Source organism: Streptomyces puniciscabiei, from assembly GCF_006715785.1.
Taxonomy (GTDB): Bacteria; Actinomycetota; Actinomycetes; order Streptomycetales; family Streptomycetaceae; genus Streptomyces; species Streptomyces puniciscabiei.
Window position 1 is genome coordinate 5,536,780 of the sequence record NZ_VFNX01000001.1, and the last position, 16,110, is coordinate 5,552,889.

Here is a 16,110-nt window from a genome sequence, read left to right on the forward strand (position 1 = left end):
CTGGCCTGATCACCCCTCCTCGCCCCGCCCCCGACACCGTGCCTTGGCCAGTCCCGTCGCCCGCCGTGACATTCCGTTTGGGTTTTCGGACCGTCAACCGGAAGACTGCACCCGTGACGTCCCGTATCCCGCGCGACTCCAGGCTCCGACTCGTCCGACCGCGACCCCTGGCCGCCGCCCCCAGAGCTGTGAACCAGCGGCGTCCGCGCCGCCTCGCACCCCGGCCGCCGGAGGGCACCCCGGCCCCCGCGGAACTGGCCGGAATGGCCCGCAAGGGGCTGGCCGGCCCGGTGCGCGTGGCTCGCTGGGCCGACGCCGCTCTCGGCCCCGGCAGCGACGGCGCCACCGCCGACGGAAAGGCCACCCTCTCCGACGCCACCGCCCGGCGCGCCGCCGCCGATCTCGGCCTGAGCGTCGCTCAGGTCCGCACCGACTGGGACACCGCCCGCCTCGCCGGACTCGTCGAGGTGCACGGCGACAGCGCGCGCCCCGGCTGGCGGCTGCGCGCCTGGGACCGCGACGACAGCGCCGTACTGCGCGGCTGGGTCGCCCTCTTCGACGCCTGGTCGCTCGCCTCCCCGGAACCCGAGGAGCACGAGCCGGCCGCCGTCGCCGAGGTCGTCTCGGCCATGCCCCAGGTGCTCTCCTTCCTCCAGCTGTCCGCCGGGCCCGTCCCGGTCGAGCAGCTCCTGGACCTGCTCCAGCAGCGGGTCACCGAACTGCGCACCGAGCGCTGTGAGGTGCCCTACGAGCCCGGCACCGCCCAGCCCGCCGAGTCCCCGAGCCCGGCCGATCTCACGGTCGCCGTGCCGGAAGACCCCGCGCCCACCGGCGACACCGCGCTCGGACCCCTCCTCGACTGGGCGCTGCGGGCCCTCGCCACGGTCGGCGCGCTGACCTACGGCGACGGCCAGGCCACGCTCACCCCGCTGGGCAGCTGGGCGGTGTGGGTCAAGCTGGAGCAGATCTGCGTGGCCGCGCAGAGCCCGGCCGGCAACATCGAGCAGTCCGCCGAGGACATGCTCCGCGGCTGCGCCCAGCTCCGCCCGAACGCCGCCCGCGCCGAATACCGCGCCTGGCTCGCCGCCCGCACCGTCGGCGACGCCGTCACCGAGCTGATCCACGCCGCGCGCGGCGAGGACGCCCTGCTGCGCGGCCTGGCCTTCGAGGCGCTGCGCGTCGTCGGCGCCCCCGCCGAGCCGGACGTGCGCGCCGTCGTCGACGAGCCCGCCCTGCGGCCGTACGCCCTGCTGTGGCTCGCCGAGCACGACGGGATCGACCCCGAGGACGCCCACGAGGTCCTCACCCGCCAGGAGGCCACCTGGCTGTGGGTGGACACCGCCGCCGCCGTCGCCGACCACGGCGAGTCGCCGATGCTGGTCCGGCATCTGGAGTCCGCGGTGCAGTCCACGGTCCCCCAGCTGCTCGACGAGGTCCGCGCCGTCGGGCACCCGCGCACCGTGCAGGTCCTGGTCGCGCTCGCCGCCGCACATCCCGACCCGGCCCTGGCCAAGGCCGTGCGCCGGGCCGCCTTCCAGGTGCACACCGGAGGATGAGCGGCGCGGGGGCCGCTCAGGCGCCGATCTCGGGGGCGTACGTCCCGAAGCTCCAGATGTTGCCCTCGGCGTCCCGGGCCATGTAGTCGCGCGAGCCGTAGTCCTGGTCCGTCGGGGGCATCAGGATCTCCACGCCGTGCTCCAGGGCCCGCTGGTGGTGGGCGTCCACGTCGTCCACGACGATGTACACCCCGGCGGGCCCGGCGTCCTTCATCGCCGTGTCGAACAGGCCGCCCCGGCCCTTGGAACCGATCATCACCGCGCCGTTGCCCTGGACCAGCTCGGCGTGCATCACCTTGCCGTCCTCCGTCTCGTACACCGACAGCTCGGTGAAGCCCAGGGCCTCCGTGAGCTGCTTGATCGCCGCCTGCGCGTCCGCGTACAGCAGCGTGGGGTAGAGACTCGGCCGTCCGCCGCCCGTGCCTGCCATGCCGATCACTCCTTCGTGCGTCGGTCCTCCGGCGTCCCGTTCAGTCTGGCAGCCGCCACTGACAACGCCTCACGCGACGAGCAGAGCCCGGCGCCCTCAGGGCAGTGGGGGACGTCACGGACCGAACGCGGGGACGCGGAAAACCGCTTGCATGCCCCCGTTAGACTTCTCCCCATGGCCATTCTCCTCGCGCATTAGACGGCGGGAACGTCCTCAGCCGCCCACCCGTCAATTTCCTGTACGCCCTGGAGTCTGTCCGTGATCTCCGCCTCCGGTATCGAGCTGCGCGCCGGTGCGCGCGTCCTCATCGAGAACGCCACCTTCCGTGTCGCCAAGGGCGACCGCATCGGCCTCGTCGGCCGCAACGGCGCCGGAAAGACCACCCTCACCAAGTGCCTGGCCGGCGAGGGCATCCCGGCCGCCGGGCAGATCACCCGCTCCGGCGAGGTCGGCTACCTCCCGCAGGACCCCCGCACCGGCGACCTCGACGTCCTCGCCCGCGACCGCATCCTCTCCGCGCGCGGCCTCGACGTACTGATCCGCAAGATGCGCGAGAACGAGCAGCGCATCGCGAACGGCAAGGGCGCCACCCGCGATAAGGCGATGAAGCAGTACGAGCGCCAGGAGACCGAGTTCCTCACCAAGGGCGGGTACGCCGCCGAGGCCGAGGCCGCCACCATCGCCGCCGCGCTGAACCTGCCCGACCGCGTCCTCGGGCAGCCGCTGCACACCCTCTCCGGCGGTCAGCGCCGCCGTATCGAGCTGGCCCGCATCCTGTTCTCCGACGCGGACACCCTCCTGCTCGACGAGCCGACCAACCACCTCGACGCGGACTCGATCATCTGGCTGCGGGACTACCTGAAGACCTACCGCGGCGGATTCATCGTCATCAGCCACGACGTCGACCTCGTCGACACCGTGGTCAACAAGGTGTTCTACCTGGACGCCAACCGGTCCGCGATCGACATCTACAACATGGGCTGGAAGCTCTACCAGCAGCAGCGCGAGGCCGACGAGAAGCGCCGCAAGCGGGAGCGGGCCAACGCCGAGAAGAAGGCCGCCGCCCTCAACGCCCAGGCCGACAAGATGCGCGCCAAGGCCACCAAGACGGTCGCCGCGCAGAACATGGCCCGCCGCGCCGAGAAGCTGCTCTCCGGCCTCGAAGCGGTCCGGATGTCCGACAAGGTCGCCAAGCTGCGCTTCCCGGAGCCCGCGCCCTGCGGCAAGACCCCGCTGATGGCCGAGGGCCTGTCGAAGTCGTACGGCTCGCTGGAGATCTTCACCGACGTCGACCTCGCCATCGACAAGGGCTCCAGGGTCGTCATCCTCGGGCTCAACGGCGCGGGCAAGACCACGCTGCTGCGCCTGCTCGCCGGCGTCGAGCAGCCGGACACGGGCCAGGTCGTCCCCGGCCACGGCCTCAAGCTCGGCTACTACGCCCAGGAGCACGAGACCCTGGACGCCGACCGCACGGTCCTGGAGAACATGCGCTCGGCCGCCCCCGACATGGACCTGGTCGAGGTCCGCAAGGTGCTGGGCTCGTTCCTGTTCTCCGGCGACGACGTCGACAAGCCGGCGGGTGTCCTGTCCGGCGGTGAGAAGACCCGGCTCGCCCTGGCGACCCTGGTCGTCTCCTCGGCCAACGTGCTCCTGCTCGACGAGCCGACCAACAACCTCGACCCCGCCAGCCGCGAGGAGATCCTCGGCGCCCTGCGCACCTACAAGGGCGCGGTCGTCCTCGTCACGCACGACGAGGGCGCCGTCGAGGCGCTCCAGCCGGAGCGGATCATCCTGCTGCCGGACGGCGTCGAGGACCTGTGGGGCTCCGACTACGCGGATCTCGTCGCCCTGGCGTGATCCACTGCGTATGGATCATTCGGCTCATCGGTGATCCATCATCTGTGTGAGATCTCCTCGTATCGAGGTGTGTCGTACACGGATTTCGTGGCCGATCCCTTTATTGCCAAGGGATCGGCCACCTCGCGTCTCTGACCTGGTACTTCGCGAATCCACCCGTTCGGCCCCGTGGGCGGGATCCCTTGGAACCTCGTCTTCCGCTTGTGCGGATCCACTCCTGTCGTCACAACGATGTCTCACGGACCTTGCCGAATGGGTGGCCATCACGCCCAGGAGGGGTGATCATGAGGAGACCAGAGCGCACTTCCCATGAGGAGGCACGGGTGGCCGAGACTCTGAAGAAGGGCAGCCGGGTGACCGGCGCCGCGCGCGACAAGCTCGCGGCAGACCTGAAGAAGAAGTACGACTCCGGTGCGAGCATCCGGGCGCTGGCCGAGGAGACCGGCCGCTCGTATGGCTTCGTACACCGGATGCTCAGTGAGTCGGGCGTCACGCTTCGTGGGCGTGGCGGAGCGACCCGGGGCAAGAAGGCCGCATCGTCCTGACTCCGGGCGGCCATCGGCTTCGATGGGTGGCCACCCGGTCGGCGGTCTGACCGGCCGGGTGGTTACTGTGCAGTCACTTAGCATGCCGTAACGGCACTGCGTGATGACCGCACCCATCGGAGGCGCCCCATGGCTACGCCCGAACAGGACCTCGCTCCTGTACTCGACAAGGACGGCGTACGGCTCACCGTCGACGACGCGCTCGCCACGGTGACGCTGACCAACCCGGCCAAGCGCAACGCGCAGAGCCCCGCCCTGTGGCGGGCGCTCACCGAGGCCGGCCGGCTGCTGCCGGGCTCCGTCCGTGTCGTCGTGCTGCGCGGCGAGGGCAGGTCCTTCTCCGCCGGTCTCGACCGGCAGATGTTCACGCCGGAGGGGATCCCGGGCGAGCCGAACTTCATCGAACTCGCGCGCCGTGACGACGCCGGGCTCGACGCGACCATCGCCGAGTTCCAGGAGGCGTTCACCTGGTGGCGGCGCAGTGACATCGTGTCCATCGCCGCCGTCCAGGGGCATGCCATCGGGGCCGGCTTCCAGCTCGCGCTCGCGTGCGATCTGCGGGTGGTCGCGGACGACGTGCAGTTCGCCATGCGCGAGACCAGCCTGGGCCTCGTCCCCGACCTGACCGGCACACACCCGCTGGTCGGTCTCGTGGGCTACGCCCGCGCGCTCGAGATCTGCGCGACCGGACGGTTCGTCGGCGCGGCGGAGTCGGTGGCGTCCGGGCTGGCCAACGTCAGCGTGCCGGAGGCGGAACTCGACGCGGCCGTACGGGACTTGGCCGCGGCGCTGCTGGCTGCGCCCCGGGACGCGGTCGTGGAGACCAAGGCGTTGCTGCGGGGTGCGGTGGATCGGACGTACGACGAGCAGCGGGCGGCCGAGCGGGCTGCCCAGGCACGCCGGCTCCGGGACCTGGCAGGCCTCGGCGAGTGAACGCGGCGGCGGAGCCGCACCTTGCTCCACCGCGCCCCTAGAGGGACGCGTCACCGACGGCCGTGATCAACACCGCCACCGTCGGCCGGTCCTCCAGCGCGGCCCGCACCGCCGTACGCACCCGCCGGGCCACCTCGACCGCCCGGTGGTCCGCGCCGGTCGTCAGCTCCACGCGCACGTGCCGGTGCGGCAGGGCGGCGCCGGCCGTGCGCTCCTCCAGGTGCGCCGCCCGGCCGAGGCCGCCGAGGGACCCCGTCAACCCGGTCACTCCGGGGACGGACAGCGCGGCCGCGGCCACCCGGGACTCGTCGGGACCGGTGGGCTCGCGCGCGGGCACCGGCCGCGGCGCCCGCACCCGCGCGCCCGGCTCCGTCGCGTCCAGCAGGCCGGTGACCCGCAGGTCCGCCTCCGCCACCGCGAGTCCGAGCCGCTCCGTCGCGGCCGTCACCAGGGTCAGCCGCAGCCGGGACGCCACCGTCGGCAGCGGCTCGGCGGCCGTCGCGGCGAAGTCCGCCGTCAGCCGCAGCGGCCCTGGCGGCAGCGCGCTCGGTGGAGCCGGTACGACGGGCTCGGGCGCCTCGTCCGGATCGGCGAGTGCGAGCCGCAGCGCGCCGAGCCGCACCTCGGGCATCGCGTCCGCCACCGCGCGTTCGAGTACAGCAGTGGCCGCGCTCTCCGCGATCCAGGCGCCGTCGCGTGGTCCGCCGAGCGGCAGCAGCCTGCCCAGCCCCACCTGGCGCCGCACTACCTCGGTCCACCTGTCCGCCGTCATTCCTCCAGCCTGCCGTATCGGCGGCGCGCGACCGGGGAACCATGCTTACGGTGGACGCAGGACGATCGAAGCCACCGAAAGGGACGTACGGCGATGACCGACATGACGACGACCCCCGAGGGCGACCAGGAGCCACAGGTTTCGACCCACAGGACGACCCGGCGCGGCGGCGGCGATCCGGCCACCCGCGGACGGACGACCATCGCCGACGGTGTCGTGGTGAAGATCGCCGGTCTCGCGGCTCGGGACGTGGTCGGCGTGCACGCCCTGGGCGGCGGCCTGGCCCGCACCTTCGGCGCCGTGCGCGACCGGGTGCCCGGCGGCTCCAAGTCCATCACCCGAGGGGTTAAAGCCGAGGTCGGCGAGGTGCAGACCGCGCTCGACCTGGAGATCGTCGTGGACTACGGCGTCTCGATCACCGATGTCGCCCGTGCGGTGCGGGAGAACGTGATCGCCGCCGTGGAACGCATGACCGGACTCGAGGTGGTCGAGGTCAACATCGCCGTCGGCGACGTCAAGTTGCCCGAGGAGGAGGAAGAGGAGCCCGAGCCGCCCCGGATCCAGTGAGGCACCGGCGGCCCGAGACCGTACACCCGAGGAGTGGAGGAGCGAGGCATGAGCATGGCCATGGTCGGCATGATCGCCGGAATGGCGCTGGGCTTCGCCGGGTACTTCGGCGGCTTCGGTGCGTTTCTGCTGGTGGCGGCCCTGGGTGCGGTCGGGTTCGTCGTCGGCCGGTTGGCGGAGGGCGACCTGGAACCGGGTGACTTCTTCCGCATCCGCGGCGACCGGCGCGAACGGCGGCGGTGACGGCGGGGTGAGCGCCGAGACCGGCGTGGCGCGCCCGCCGTCGGCCCTCGTGCCACCGGGGGAGCGCGGCGCCACCCGGATCGCCGACCGGGTCGTGGCGAAGATCGCCGCGCAGGCGGCCCGCGAGGCGCTGCCCTCGCCGCCCGCCGACGCGACCGCCCCGCACGCCACGGTCGTCGTGCACCAGCAGGCGGCCCGCGTCCGCGTCCACCTCGAACTCGGCTACCCCTGCGACATCGGCGCCCACTGCGCCGCCGTGCGTCGCCATGTCGCCGAGCGGGTAGGCGCGTTGGTGGACATGGCGGTGCCCGAGGTCGCCGTCCACGTCGAACGGCTGCACCCGGAACCGCACGGGAGGGCGTGATGAGCGAGCCACAGCTGGCCACCCCGACCCTCGACAAGGACCCCGGCAGCACCCCGTCGGAGGCGGCCCCCGCCGAGGGCAGCGGCCGCTTCTGGTCGCCGCGCCGCGTCCCGGCCGCCGTCGTCGCGCTCCTGCTGCTGGCCGGCGCCGGCCTGCTGCTGTACGACATCGCCGCCGTACGCGCCCACCATCCCGCGATGCGCTGGCGCCGCGCCCTCGCCCGGCAACTGGCGCAGCGGCCCCTGGACGACACCTGGGTGCTGACCGGCGCCGCCGTCGCCGTCGCCGTCGGCCTGTGGCTGATCGCCCTCGCGGTCACGCCCGGCCTGCGCGCACTGCTGCCCATGGTGCGCCCGCACCCCGATGTCCGCGCCGCACTCCGGCGCGACGCGGCGGCGCTCCTGCTGCGCGACCGGGCCATGGACATCTCCGGGGTCCGGTCGGTCCGGGTGCGGATGCGCCGCACGAAGGCCGACGTCCGGGCCCTCGCGCACTTCCGTGACCTGGACGACGTACGCGCCGACCTGGACGCGGTGCTCACGGACGCGATCCGGGGCCTCGGCCTGGCCCGGCCGCTCACGCTGTCGCTGCGTGTGTCCCGGCCCGGACGGAAGGGGTGAGGACGATGCGTACCGGCGGCCTCAACCGGGTCCTGCTGGCCCTGGCCGGCCTGCTCCTGCTCGCGCTCGGCGGTGCGGTGCTGGCCGTCGGTCTGGGCGCGCCGCCGCCGTCCTGGTGGATCCACGGCGGCCCGCACGACGTGCTGCTCACGAGGGCGGAGCGGACCCACTGGCGGGCCGCCGGCTGGTGGTGGCCGGCGGTCATCGCCGGGCTCGTCCTCGTCGTCGTGCTCAGCCTGTGGTGGCTCACGTCGGTCCTGCGCCGCCGCCGGCTGACCGAGATCCTGATCGACACCGGCGACGACGAGTCCGCCCTGTTGCGCGCCAGGGCCCTGGAGTCGGCCCTGGCCGAGGACGCCGTGCGACAGCAGGGCGTGGCGCACGCGGAGATCCTCCTGCGGGGCCGCCGTACGGCACCCACGGCGAGGGCGTGGCTCCAACTCGAACCGCACGTGGACCCGGCGACGGCCCTGAACGAGTTCACGGCCGAGGCCCTGGCCCACGCCCGCCGTTCGGCCCGCCTGCCCTCTCTTCCGGCAGAGGTACGCCTGCGGACGGTCAGGCACCGTGCGGAAAGGGTCACTTGACCCCGGCCCGCACTCTAGAACCCGTGGCGCATGCCCCCGTCCACCGGCAACATGATCCCACTCAGATAGGAGGCCGCCGGAGACAGCAGGAACGCCGCGACCCGGCCGAACTCCTCCGGCGTCCCGTACCTCCGCAACGGAATCCGGGACTCGTTCGCGGCCCGGGTGGCCTCGGGATCGGCGGACAGCGCGTCCAGCTCGCGCACGCGATCCGTGTCGATGCGCGACGGCAACAGCCCCAGTACCCGGATCCCGCGCGGACCGAGCTCGTCGGCGAGCGACTTGGCGAACCCGGCGAGGCCGGGCCGCAGCCCGTTGGAGATGGTCAGGCCAGGAATCGGCTCGTGCACCGACGCGGACAGCACGAACCCGATGACGCCGCCCTCCGCCAGTTCGGCGGCCGCCGCCCGCGCGAGCCGCACCGCACCGAGGAACACCGACTCGAACGCGTCGCGCCACTGCTCGTCGGTGTTGTCCGCCACGAAACCCGGCGCCGGCCCGCCCACGCTCACCAGCACGCCGTGGAACGCGCCGAACGTGTCACGGGCGGCCGCGATCAGCCGCGCCGGCGCCTCCGGGTCGGCGTTGTCCACGCCCACGCCCACCGCGTTCGGGCCCAGTTCGGCGGCGGCGTCGGCCACCCGCTTCTCGTCCCGGCCGCTGATCACGACCTTCGCCCCGTCGGCGACGAGTTCCCGCGCGGCGGCGTTGCCCAGTCCGCGGGTCGCCCCGGTGACGACGTACACCCGGTCCTTCAGTCCAAGATCCATGGCCCCTATCCTGCCTGGTCGTCCCCGAACAGTGTGAGGGCGGTGTTCACCAGCCCGATGTGACTGAAGGCCTGCGGGAAGTTGCCCAGGTGGCGGCCGTCGACGGGGTCGTACTCCTCGGCCAGCAGCCCCACGTCGTTGGCCAGGCCCACCAGCCGGTCGAACAGCTCCCGTGCCTCGTCCTTCCGGCCGGTCAGGTACAGGGCGTCGGCCAGCCAGAACGAGCAGGCCAGGAAGGCGCCCTCGCCGCTCGGCAGCCCGTCGACCACCGAGTCCTCGGTGTCGTAGCGGCGCAGGAAGCCGCCGTGCCCGAGGTCGTCGCGGATCGCGTCGACCGTGCCGACCACCCGCGGGTCGTCGGGCGGAAGGAAGCCGACGCGCGGGATGAGCAGCAGCGCCGCGTCGAGTTCACGGGAGCCGTAGTACTGGGTGAAGGTGTTGCGCTCGGGGTCGTAGCCCTTCTCGCACACCTCCTGGTGGACCTCGTCGCGGAGTCTGCGCCAGCCCTCCAGGTCGCCCTCGAGGTCCTTGTACCGCTCCAGCGTCCGCACGGCCCGGTCGGCGGCCACCCACACCATCACCTTGGAGTGCACGAACTGCTGCCGGCCGCCGCGCACCTCCCACAGGCCTTCGTCCGGCTGCCGCCACGCCGACTCCAGGAAGCCCATCAGGGCGCGCTGCATCGCCCACATGTGCGGCCGCGGGGACAGGCCCGAGCTACGGGCCAGGGCGAGCGAGTCCATCACCTCGCCGTACACGTCGAGCTGGAGCTGCTCGACCGCGCCGTTGCCGATGCGCACGGGGGCGGAGTCGGCGAAGCCGGGCAGCCAGGACAGCTCCATCTCCGGCAGCCGCCGCTCGCCCGCGACGCCGTACATGATCTGCAGGTCGGCCGGGTCGCCGGCGACCGCGCGCAGCAGCCAGTCGCGCCAGGCCGAGGCCTCGTCGTGATAGCCGGCCTGGAGCAGCGCGCCGAGGGTGAGGGTGGAGTCGCGCAGCCAGCAGTAGCGGTAGTCCCAGTTGCGCACCCCGCCCGGCTGCTCCGGCAGCGAGGTGGTCGCCGCGGCGACGATCCCGCCGGTCGGGATGTAGGTGAGGGCCTTGAGGGTGATCAGGGAGCGCACGACCATGTCCCGGTAGGGGCCCCGGTAACGGCACTGCCGGGCCCAGCGCTGCCAGTCGGCGACGCTGGACTCCAGGGCCTCGCAGGGGTCGTTGAGCGGTGGGCGGCGTTCGTGCGAGGGGTGCCAGGTGAGAACGAACGCGACCCGCTCGCCCCCGGCGACGGTGAACGCGGAGTGGGTGCCGAAGTCCTCGCCCCAGGTGTGCACGGCCGGCTCGGAGCGCAGCCAGGCCGAGTCCGGTCCCGCGACGGCCACCCGGTGCCCGTCCGCGCGGCGCACCCACGGCATGATCGACCCGTAGTCGAAGCGCAGGCGGAGGGTGCTGCGGACGGTGACCCGGCCGCTGAGCCCCTCGACGATCCGTACGACGTCGGGGGCGCGGTCGCGCTGCGGCATCAGGTCGGTGACCCGGACCGTGCCGTCCGGGGTCTCCCACTCGGTGTCGAGGACGAGCGTGTCGGGCCGGTAGGCGCGGCGCGTGCAGGCGTCCGCGCCCTCGGGGGCGATCCGCCAGTAGCCGTGGTCCTCGCCGCCCAGCAGCCGGGCGAAGCACGCGCCGGAGTCGAAGCGGGGCAGGCACAGCCAGTCGATCGAGCCGTCCTTGCCGACCAGCGCCGCGGTCTGCTCGTCACCGATGAGTGCGTAGTCCTCGATGCGCGCGTTCACGGCATCCGGTTTCCCGGCGGACCAGAGGGCCAATCAGGTGGTGCGCCGGGGGAGTGACGTCACCGCGCGGGAGCACGCGCGGGGCTCACACGGCGGCCGGTGCGCTCTCCGCCGGCTGCGCCTGCGCCGCCTCCTCCTCCTGGTCCCGGATCTCCCGGCGGACCAGGAACCACCAGCCGACCGGGACGCCCGCGGCGAACAGCCACCACTGGATCATGTAGGCGTAGTTGAGCGGGGCGTCCTCGCTGCCGGGGTCGGAGATCTGCTCCGGGCCGTCCTTGGGTGTGGGCGCCGTCTGCTCGACATAGCCGCCGAGCACCCGGGCGCCGAGCCGGTGCGCCTCCTCGGTGCTGTTGATCAGCATGATCTGGCGGTCGGGGAGGCCCTTGACGTTCTTGATGCCGCTCGCCGCGGTCGTCTCGTCGGCCATCAGCCGCCCGGTGACGGTGGTGCGGCCGGACGGCGGGGCGGGGATCTTCGGGAAGGCGGTCTGGACGCCGTTCGCGGGGATCCAGCCGCGGTTGACGAGGAGGATCCTGCCGTCGTCCAGGACGAAGGGGGTGAGCACGTGGAAGCCCACCTCGCCGTCGGAGTTGGTCCGGCGCCGGACCACGACCTCCCTGGCGGTGTCGAAGGTGCCGGTCGCGGTGACCGTGCGGTACTTCTCGGTGCGGGTCACGGCATGCCCGGGGGAGGTCAGCCGCTCGACCGGGACCGGCTTGGCGTGCAGTGCCGAGGAGACCAGGTTGTTGCGCGCGGTGCGCTCCTGGTAGCGGTGCTGCTGCCAGAAGCCCAGCCTGATCATCGTCGGGATCAGCGCGATCGCGACGATGGTGAGGATCACCCACTGGCGGGACAACAGGAAGCGGTAGCGGTGCACCCCACGACGGTACCTCCGAGCCGTGGGGTGCATTCAGGCGGGTACCGGGTCACACCCGGTCGACGATGCCCACCTTTCCCTCCGCGCGGGCGCAGTGGGCCCCACAGTAGAACCGGCCGTCGGCCTCCACGCCCTGGCCGATGATCTGCACCCGGCAGTGCTCGCAGATGGGGGCCATCCGGTGGATCGCGCAGGAGAAGCAGTCGAAGACGTGCACCGCGCCCTGTGCGTGGACCTCGAAGGTCATCCCGTAGTCATTGCCGCAAACTTCGCATTTCGCCATGCGCCACAGGGTGGGCCGTCACCCGGCGCACGGGCGAGCGGGCGCCGGGTGAGTCGTACGGCAACCACCCGTTCGTACGATTTCCTGCTGGTTCGTCATGTCGTTCCGTGCCGTCACGCGTCGGCGGGCTCGACATCCCGCAGCAGTTGCCCGAATGCGGCCTCGTCGACGATCGGCGTGCCGAACTGCCGCGCCCTGGCCACCTTGGACGTGCCCGAGTCGGGGTCGTTGGTCACCAGCAGGCTGGTCAGCCGGGAGATGCTGGACGCCACATGCAGACCGGCCTCGGTGGCCCGGTCCTCCAGCAGTTCGCGGTCGACGGAGGTGTCCCCGGAGAACGCCACCCTCATGCCCTGTTTGAGTGGTTTGCCGTCTTCATAGCGGCCGGGGTTGGGATAGGGGCATGCGGGCCTTTTGCGGGAGGGGCGCCATGTGGTCTGCCGGTAGCCGCCGTAGTCCCCGTACCCACCGCCGGACGACTGCCGGGGCACCGGGCGGTCCGACCACTCCGTCAGTGGCCGGCACTCCAGCAGCGGCAGCCGCACGCCGCCCGCCGCCGCGGCCCGAAGGCTCGGCCGGAACGCCTCCGCCAGCACACGCGCGTCGTCCAGCGCGTGGTGCGCCCGCTGCTGTACGACGCCGTAGTGCGCCGCCAGCGACTCCAGTTTGAAGTTCGGCAGCGGCAGCCCCAGCTCCTTCGACAGCGCGATGGTGCACAGCCGCTGACGGACCGGCGCCTCGCGCTTCGCGCGCGCGTACTCCCGCGCGATCATCTGCCAGTCGAAGACGGCGTTGTGCGCGACCAGCACCCTGCCGTCCAGGCGGGCCGCGAACTCCTCGGCGATGTCCGCGAAGAGCGGCGCCCCTTCGAGCACCTCGCTCGTCAGACCGTGTATCCACACCGGTCCGGGGTCGCGCTCCGGGTTGACCAGCGTGTACCAGTGGTCCTCGACCTCGCCGCGCCCGTCCAGCCGGTAGACGGCCGCCGAGATGATCCGGTCGTCCCGGGCCAGGCCGGTGGTCTCCACGTCAACGACCGCGTATCCCTTCGGATACGCGGCCGGCCACTGGGTGGGGGAGGACACTGCGGTCGCACGGTCTTCGAGCATGGTCATTGAGGATACGGGCCACGACTGACAGCGGGGTCCGGCAGGTGCGCTCGGCTCCGCCGGTTCGCCGCTCGCCCGCTCGACCGCCGCACAGGTGTGCGCTGTCCTCTGCCCGCCCACCGGTCCCGGTCAGCCGGCAGGCGCAGGGCGAGGGCTCGGCCGAACCAAGTGGGCAAGGCCTCGGCCGGCCTGCGAGCCCGCCCGCCGGGTGCGTGACGAGCGGCGGCATGCGTCGCACGCGCGGGTGGAGCGGTGGCACGCCGGTGCGTGCCGGGAAAACGCTGCCACGCGTGCGTGCTCGTTCTGCGCCTCTCAGCCGGCCGAGTCGGATGGGCGGGTGGGCAGGGTCGGGGTCAACAGCGACCGCACCAGCGCACGTACGGCCGTCACGAACAGCCGCTCGGTGTCCACCGGCCGGGCCAGCGCACGCGCCAGTGCGGGGTCGTCTTCGGCGTTCTGGGAACTCCACAGCTCCCGCTCGCCGGGGTGCTGCACCGGGGCGCGCTCGCGGTTGCGCTCCACCAGCACATGCCCGACGACCTGGAACTGCACGGCCCGCACGAACTCGGCCGCCCGCGCGCCGCGCAGCCCGGCGGCGTGCGCCTCGCGCACCAGGACCCGCTGGGCGGGCAGGAACATCCGCTCGGTCAGCCCGCGCTCGTGCACCAGGGCCACCAGATGCGGATGGTCGCGCAGTTGCCGGCGCAGGTCGCGGGCGACCCCGACCACGCGCTGCTCGGGTGTCCGCCCGGAGGGCCGGATCTCGCCGAGCTCGGCCACGGTCCGCTCCACGAGGGCGTCGAGCAGGGCCTCGCGGCCGCCGACGTGCCAGTAGATCGACGTCACGGCGGTGCCCAGATCTGCGGCCAGCGCCCGCATGGTGAGCGCGTCCGGCCCGTGCCGCCGCACCAGGGCGGCGGCGGCCTCCAGCACCGCCTCCCGGGTCAGCGCACTCCTCGTCCCGCCGGCCATGATCCCCCAACTTCCGTCCGTACGCGTGTCTTTACCCGGCGCGGAGTCTGCTGTAACTGTGTTACAGGTGACGATCCGTCAGAAGCTTCCGTCGGAAGAAGGGCGGTACGGCCCATGGCACGCGCACGCGTACGGTACGGCGCACGGACCGGGCGGGAGATCGCCGCGACGCGCACCGCGAGCGCGCGGCTTCCCGATATCTGGTCCACCGGTGTGGTGGCCGTCTGGGAGACCGACCCGGACGCGCTCGCCGCGGTCCTGCCCCCACCGCTGAAACCCACCGGCAGCCCGCTCGTCCGGGTGAACATCAGCGAGGTCGACCTGCCCGGGTACCCGCTCGGCGCGGGCTCCGTCGCGGTCGCCGCCGCGCACGGCACGGTGGACGGCTGGTACCCGCTGGTCATGCCGATGACCCAGGAGCGCGCCCTGACCGGCGGGCGCGAGGTCTTCGGCGAGCCCAAGAAGCTCGGCGAGGTGACGGTCGAGCGCGACGGTTCCGCCGTGCGCGCGTCGATGAGCCGGCACGGCATCGCGTTCGTCGAGGTGCATGGCACGGCCGGCGCCGGGCTGCCGGTGCCGGAGCCGAGCCGCAGGACCGACTTCTACTTCAAGTTCCTTCCCGCCGTGGACGGTTCCGGCTTCGACGCCGATCCGGTCCTGGTGCACTGCGTGCGTCACGAGCGCGTGCGCAGGCTGGAGCGGGTCACCGGCGAGGTCGTGCTGCGCGAGTCGGCGTACGACCCCGTGGCCGACCTTCCGGTGCTGCGCCTGCGCGAGATCACCGTCGGCGAGAAGACCAGCGACCAGAGCGGCCGGGTCGTCGAACGGGTCGACGCCCAGGCCCTGTTGCCGTACATCCACCAACGCTACGACGACCCGCTGCAGATCCTCGACGGACCACCGGAGTCCGCCTCGTCCGGGGGGAGCGCCTGATGGACCTCGAAGCCGGGCAGGTCGCCGTCGTCACCGGGGCGGCGAGCGGGATCGGGCTCGCCCTGGCCCGGCGGTTCGCCGCCGAGGGCCTGAAGGTGGTCCTCGCCGACGTGGAGGAGGCCGCCCTGGACAAGGCCGCCGCGGACCTGCGGGCCGAGGGCGCCGAGGTGCACGCGCGCGTGGCAGACGTCGGCGAGCGCGCCCAGGTCATGGAGCTGGCGGAGGCGGCGTACGACACCTATGGCGCCGTGCACGTCCTGTGCAACAACGCGGGCGTCGGCTCGGGTGCCGAGGGCCGGATGTGGGAGCACGACCCCAACGACTGGCGGTGGGCCTTCGCCGTCAATGTGTGGGGTGTCTTCCATGGCGTCCAGGCGTTCGTACCCAGGATGATCAAGTCGGGTCAACCCGGTCATGTGGTCAATACATCCTCAGGCGACGGCGGCATCGCACCCCTCCCGACCGCCTCCGTCTACGCGGTCACCAAGGCTGCCGTCGTCACCCTGACGGAGTCCCTGTACGCGCACCTGAAGGCCGAGCACGCGCGCGTGGGCGCCTCGGTGCTCTTCCCGGGCCCGCACATGCTGCGCACCGGCCTGTGGGAGTCGCACCGCAACCGCCCCGCACGCTACGCCAAACAGCGCCCGCGCAGGACCCCGTACCGCAGCCTCGACCAGTGGGAGGCGGCGATGCGCGCGGCCGGCAAGGAGGTCCGCTTCACGCCCGTCGAGGAGGTCGCCGGCCTCGTCGTGGCCGGCATCCGCGAGGACCGCTTCTGGCTGCTGCCGGCGAGCGAGCACAGCGACGCGCAGATCCGCGCCCGGGCCCGGTCGATGCTGGACCGGACGAACCCGTCGTACCTCGAAAGCTTCGTCCTGGACTGAACCGAGAGGAGGCTC

19 protein-coding genes are annotated in these 16,110 nt (G+C 72.7%); 11 read left to right on the plus strand and 8 right to left on the minus strand.

Features of this window, described 5'->3' with window-relative positions; genetic code table 11:
- Window positions 1–113 precede the first annotated feature (113 nt).
- Window positions 114–1,556, plus strand: coding sequence for a hypothetical protein (locus FB563_RS25610; RefSeq protein WP_199832719.1), 1,443 nt, complete (start codon window positions 114–116; stop codon window positions 1,554–1,556).
- 16 nt (window positions 1,557–1,572) lie between these two features.
- Here the strand turns inward: FB563_RS25610 and FB563_RS25615 are convergent, their stop codons facing one another.
- Window positions 1,573–1,986 (minus strand): VOC family protein, encoded by a 414-nt coding sequence (locus tag FB563_RS25615; RefSeq protein WP_055704306.1) that lies wholly within the window; start codon window positions 1,984–1,986, stop codon window positions 1,573–1,575.
- 258 nt (window positions 1,987–2,244) lie between these two features.
- Between FB563_RS25615 and abc-f the strand changes: the two genes are divergently transcribed.
- The 3 genes from abc-f to FB563_RS25630 all read left to right on the plus strand — a co-directional run bounded on the left by abc-f (window position 2,245) and on the right by FB563_RS25630 (window position 5,321).
- Entirely contained in the window at window positions 2,245–3,843 is a 1,599-nt protein-coding gene (gene abc-f / locus FB563_RS25620; protein WP_055704305.1) for a ribosomal protection-like ABC-F family protein, read from the plus strand.
- 323 nt (window positions 3,844–4,166) lie between these two features.
- On the plus strand, window positions 4,167–4,388 hold the full coding sequence (locus FB563_RS25625; protein ID WP_004002281.1) for a helix-turn-helix domain-containing protein: 222 nt from the start codon (window positions 4,167–4,169) through the stop codon (window positions 4,386–4,388).
- A 129-nt stretch (window positions 4,389–4,517) separates the two neighbouring features.
- Complete coding sequence (locus FB563_RS25630; protein ID WP_055704304.1) at window positions 4,518–5,321, plus strand: enoyl-CoA hydratase/isomerase family protein; 804 nt, start codon at window positions 4,518–4,520, stop codon at window positions 5,319–5,321.
- Between the two features lie 37 nt (window positions 5,322–5,358).
- On the opposite strand, the gene FB563_RS25635 is transcribed toward FB563_RS25630, so the two are convergent.
- Window positions 5,359–6,093, minus strand: coding sequence for a hypothetical protein (locus FB563_RS25635; RefSeq protein WP_055704303.1), 735 nt, complete (start codon window positions 6,091–6,093; stop codon window positions 5,359–5,361).
- 93 nt (window positions 6,094–6,186) lie between these two features.
- On the opposite strand from FB563_RS25635, the gene FB563_RS25640 reads away from it, so the two are divergent.
- Genes FB563_RS25640 through amaP form a run of 5 tightly spaced genes read left to right on the plus strand, consistent with a single transcriptional unit; the run spans window position 6,187 to window position 8,474 of the window.
- Window positions 6,187–6,660, plus strand: a complete 474-nt coding sequence (locus FB563_RS25640; RefSeq protein ID WP_055704302.1) for an Asp23/Gls24 family envelope stress response protein — start codon at window positions 6,187–6,189, stop codon at window positions 6,658–6,660.
- Window positions 6,661–6,708: 48 nt separating this feature from the next.
- Window positions 6,709–6,903, plus strand: a complete 195-nt coding sequence (locus FB563_RS25645) for a hypothetical protein (protein WP_055704301.1) — start codon at window positions 6,709–6,711, stop codon at window positions 6,901–6,903.
- Between the two features lie 7 nt (window positions 6,904–6,910).
- Entirely contained in the window at window positions 6,911–7,267 is a 357-nt protein-coding gene (locus FB563_RS25650; protein ID WP_055704300.1) for an Asp23/Gls24 family envelope stress response protein, read from the plus strand.
- Window positions 7,267–7,887, plus strand: coding sequence for a DUF6286 domain-containing protein (locus tag FB563_RS25655; RefSeq protein ID WP_055704299.1), 621 nt, complete (start codon window positions 7,267–7,269; stop codon window positions 7,885–7,887). Before FB563_RS25650 ends, FB563_RS25655 begins: the two co-directional genes overlap by 1 nt.
- Before the next feature lie 5 nt (window positions 7,888–7,892).
- Window positions 7,893–8,474, plus strand: a complete 582-nt coding sequence (gene amaP / locus FB563_RS25660; protein WP_055704298.1) for an alkaline shock response membrane anchor protein AmaP — start codon at window positions 7,893–7,895, stop codon at window positions 8,472–8,474.
- A gap of 14 nt (window positions 8,475–8,488) precedes the next feature.
- Here amaP and FB563_RS25665 read toward each other — a convergent pair whose 3' ends face one another.
- The 6 genes from FB563_RS25665 to FB563_RS25690 form a co-directional block, all read right to left on the minus strand.
- Window positions 8,489–9,244 carry an SDR family oxidoreductase gene (locus FB563_RS25665; protein WP_055704297.1) on the minus strand — a complete coding sequence of 252 codons (756 nt, stop codon included), beginning with the start codon at window positions 9,242–9,244 and terminating at the stop codon, window positions 8,489–8,491.
- 5 nt (window positions 9,245–9,249) lie between these two features.
- Window positions 9,250–11,034, minus strand: coding sequence for a glycoside hydrolase family 15 protein (locus FB563_RS25670; protein WP_055704296.1), 1,785 nt, complete (start codon window positions 11,032–11,034; stop codon window positions 9,250–9,252).
- Between the two features lie 85 nt (window positions 11,035–11,119).
- Complete coding sequence (locus FB563_RS25675) at window positions 11,120–11,914, minus strand: SURF1 family cytochrome oxidase biogenesis protein (RefSeq protein ID WP_079048545.1); 795 nt, start codon at window positions 11,912–11,914, stop codon at window positions 11,120–11,122.
- Between the two features lie 49 nt (window positions 11,915–11,963).
- The gene (locus tag FB563_RS25680) at window positions 11,964–12,197 is read right to left on the minus strand and encodes a hypothetical protein (protein WP_055704294.1); all 234 of its coding nucleotides are present in this window, start codon (window positions 12,195–12,197) and stop codon (window positions 11,964–11,966) included.
- A gap of 113 nt (window positions 12,198–12,310) precedes the next feature.
- The gene (locus FB563_RS25685; RefSeq protein ID WP_055704325.1) at window positions 12,311–13,306 is read right to left on the minus strand and encodes a DEDDh family exonuclease; all 996 of its coding nucleotides are present in this window, start codon (window positions 13,304–13,306) and stop codon (window positions 12,311–12,313) included.
- A gap of 312 nt (window positions 13,307–13,618) precedes the next feature.
- Window positions 13,619–14,278: a TetR/AcrR family transcriptional regulator gene (locus FB563_RS25690; protein ID WP_142218920.1), complete on the minus strand. Its 660-nt coding sequence runs from the start codon at window positions 14,276–14,278 to the stop codon at window positions 13,619–13,621.
- A 114-nt stretch (window positions 14,279–14,392) separates the two neighbouring features.
- Here FB563_RS25690 and FB563_RS25695 point away from each other — a divergent pair, with 114 nt between their 5' ends.
- Entirely contained in the window at window positions 14,393–15,211 is an 819-nt protein-coding gene (locus FB563_RS25695) for an acetoacetate decarboxylase family protein (RefSeq protein ID WP_055707825.1), read from the plus strand.
- Window positions 15,211–16,095 carry an SDR family NAD(P)-dependent oxidoreductase gene (locus tag FB563_RS25700; protein WP_055707826.1) on the plus strand — a complete coding sequence of 295 codons (885 nt, stop codon included), beginning with the start codon at window positions 15,211–15,213 and terminating at the stop codon, window positions 16,093–16,095. Before FB563_RS25695 ends, FB563_RS25700 begins: the two co-directional genes overlap by 1 nt.
- Window positions 16,096–16,110: the final 15 nt, after the last annotated feature.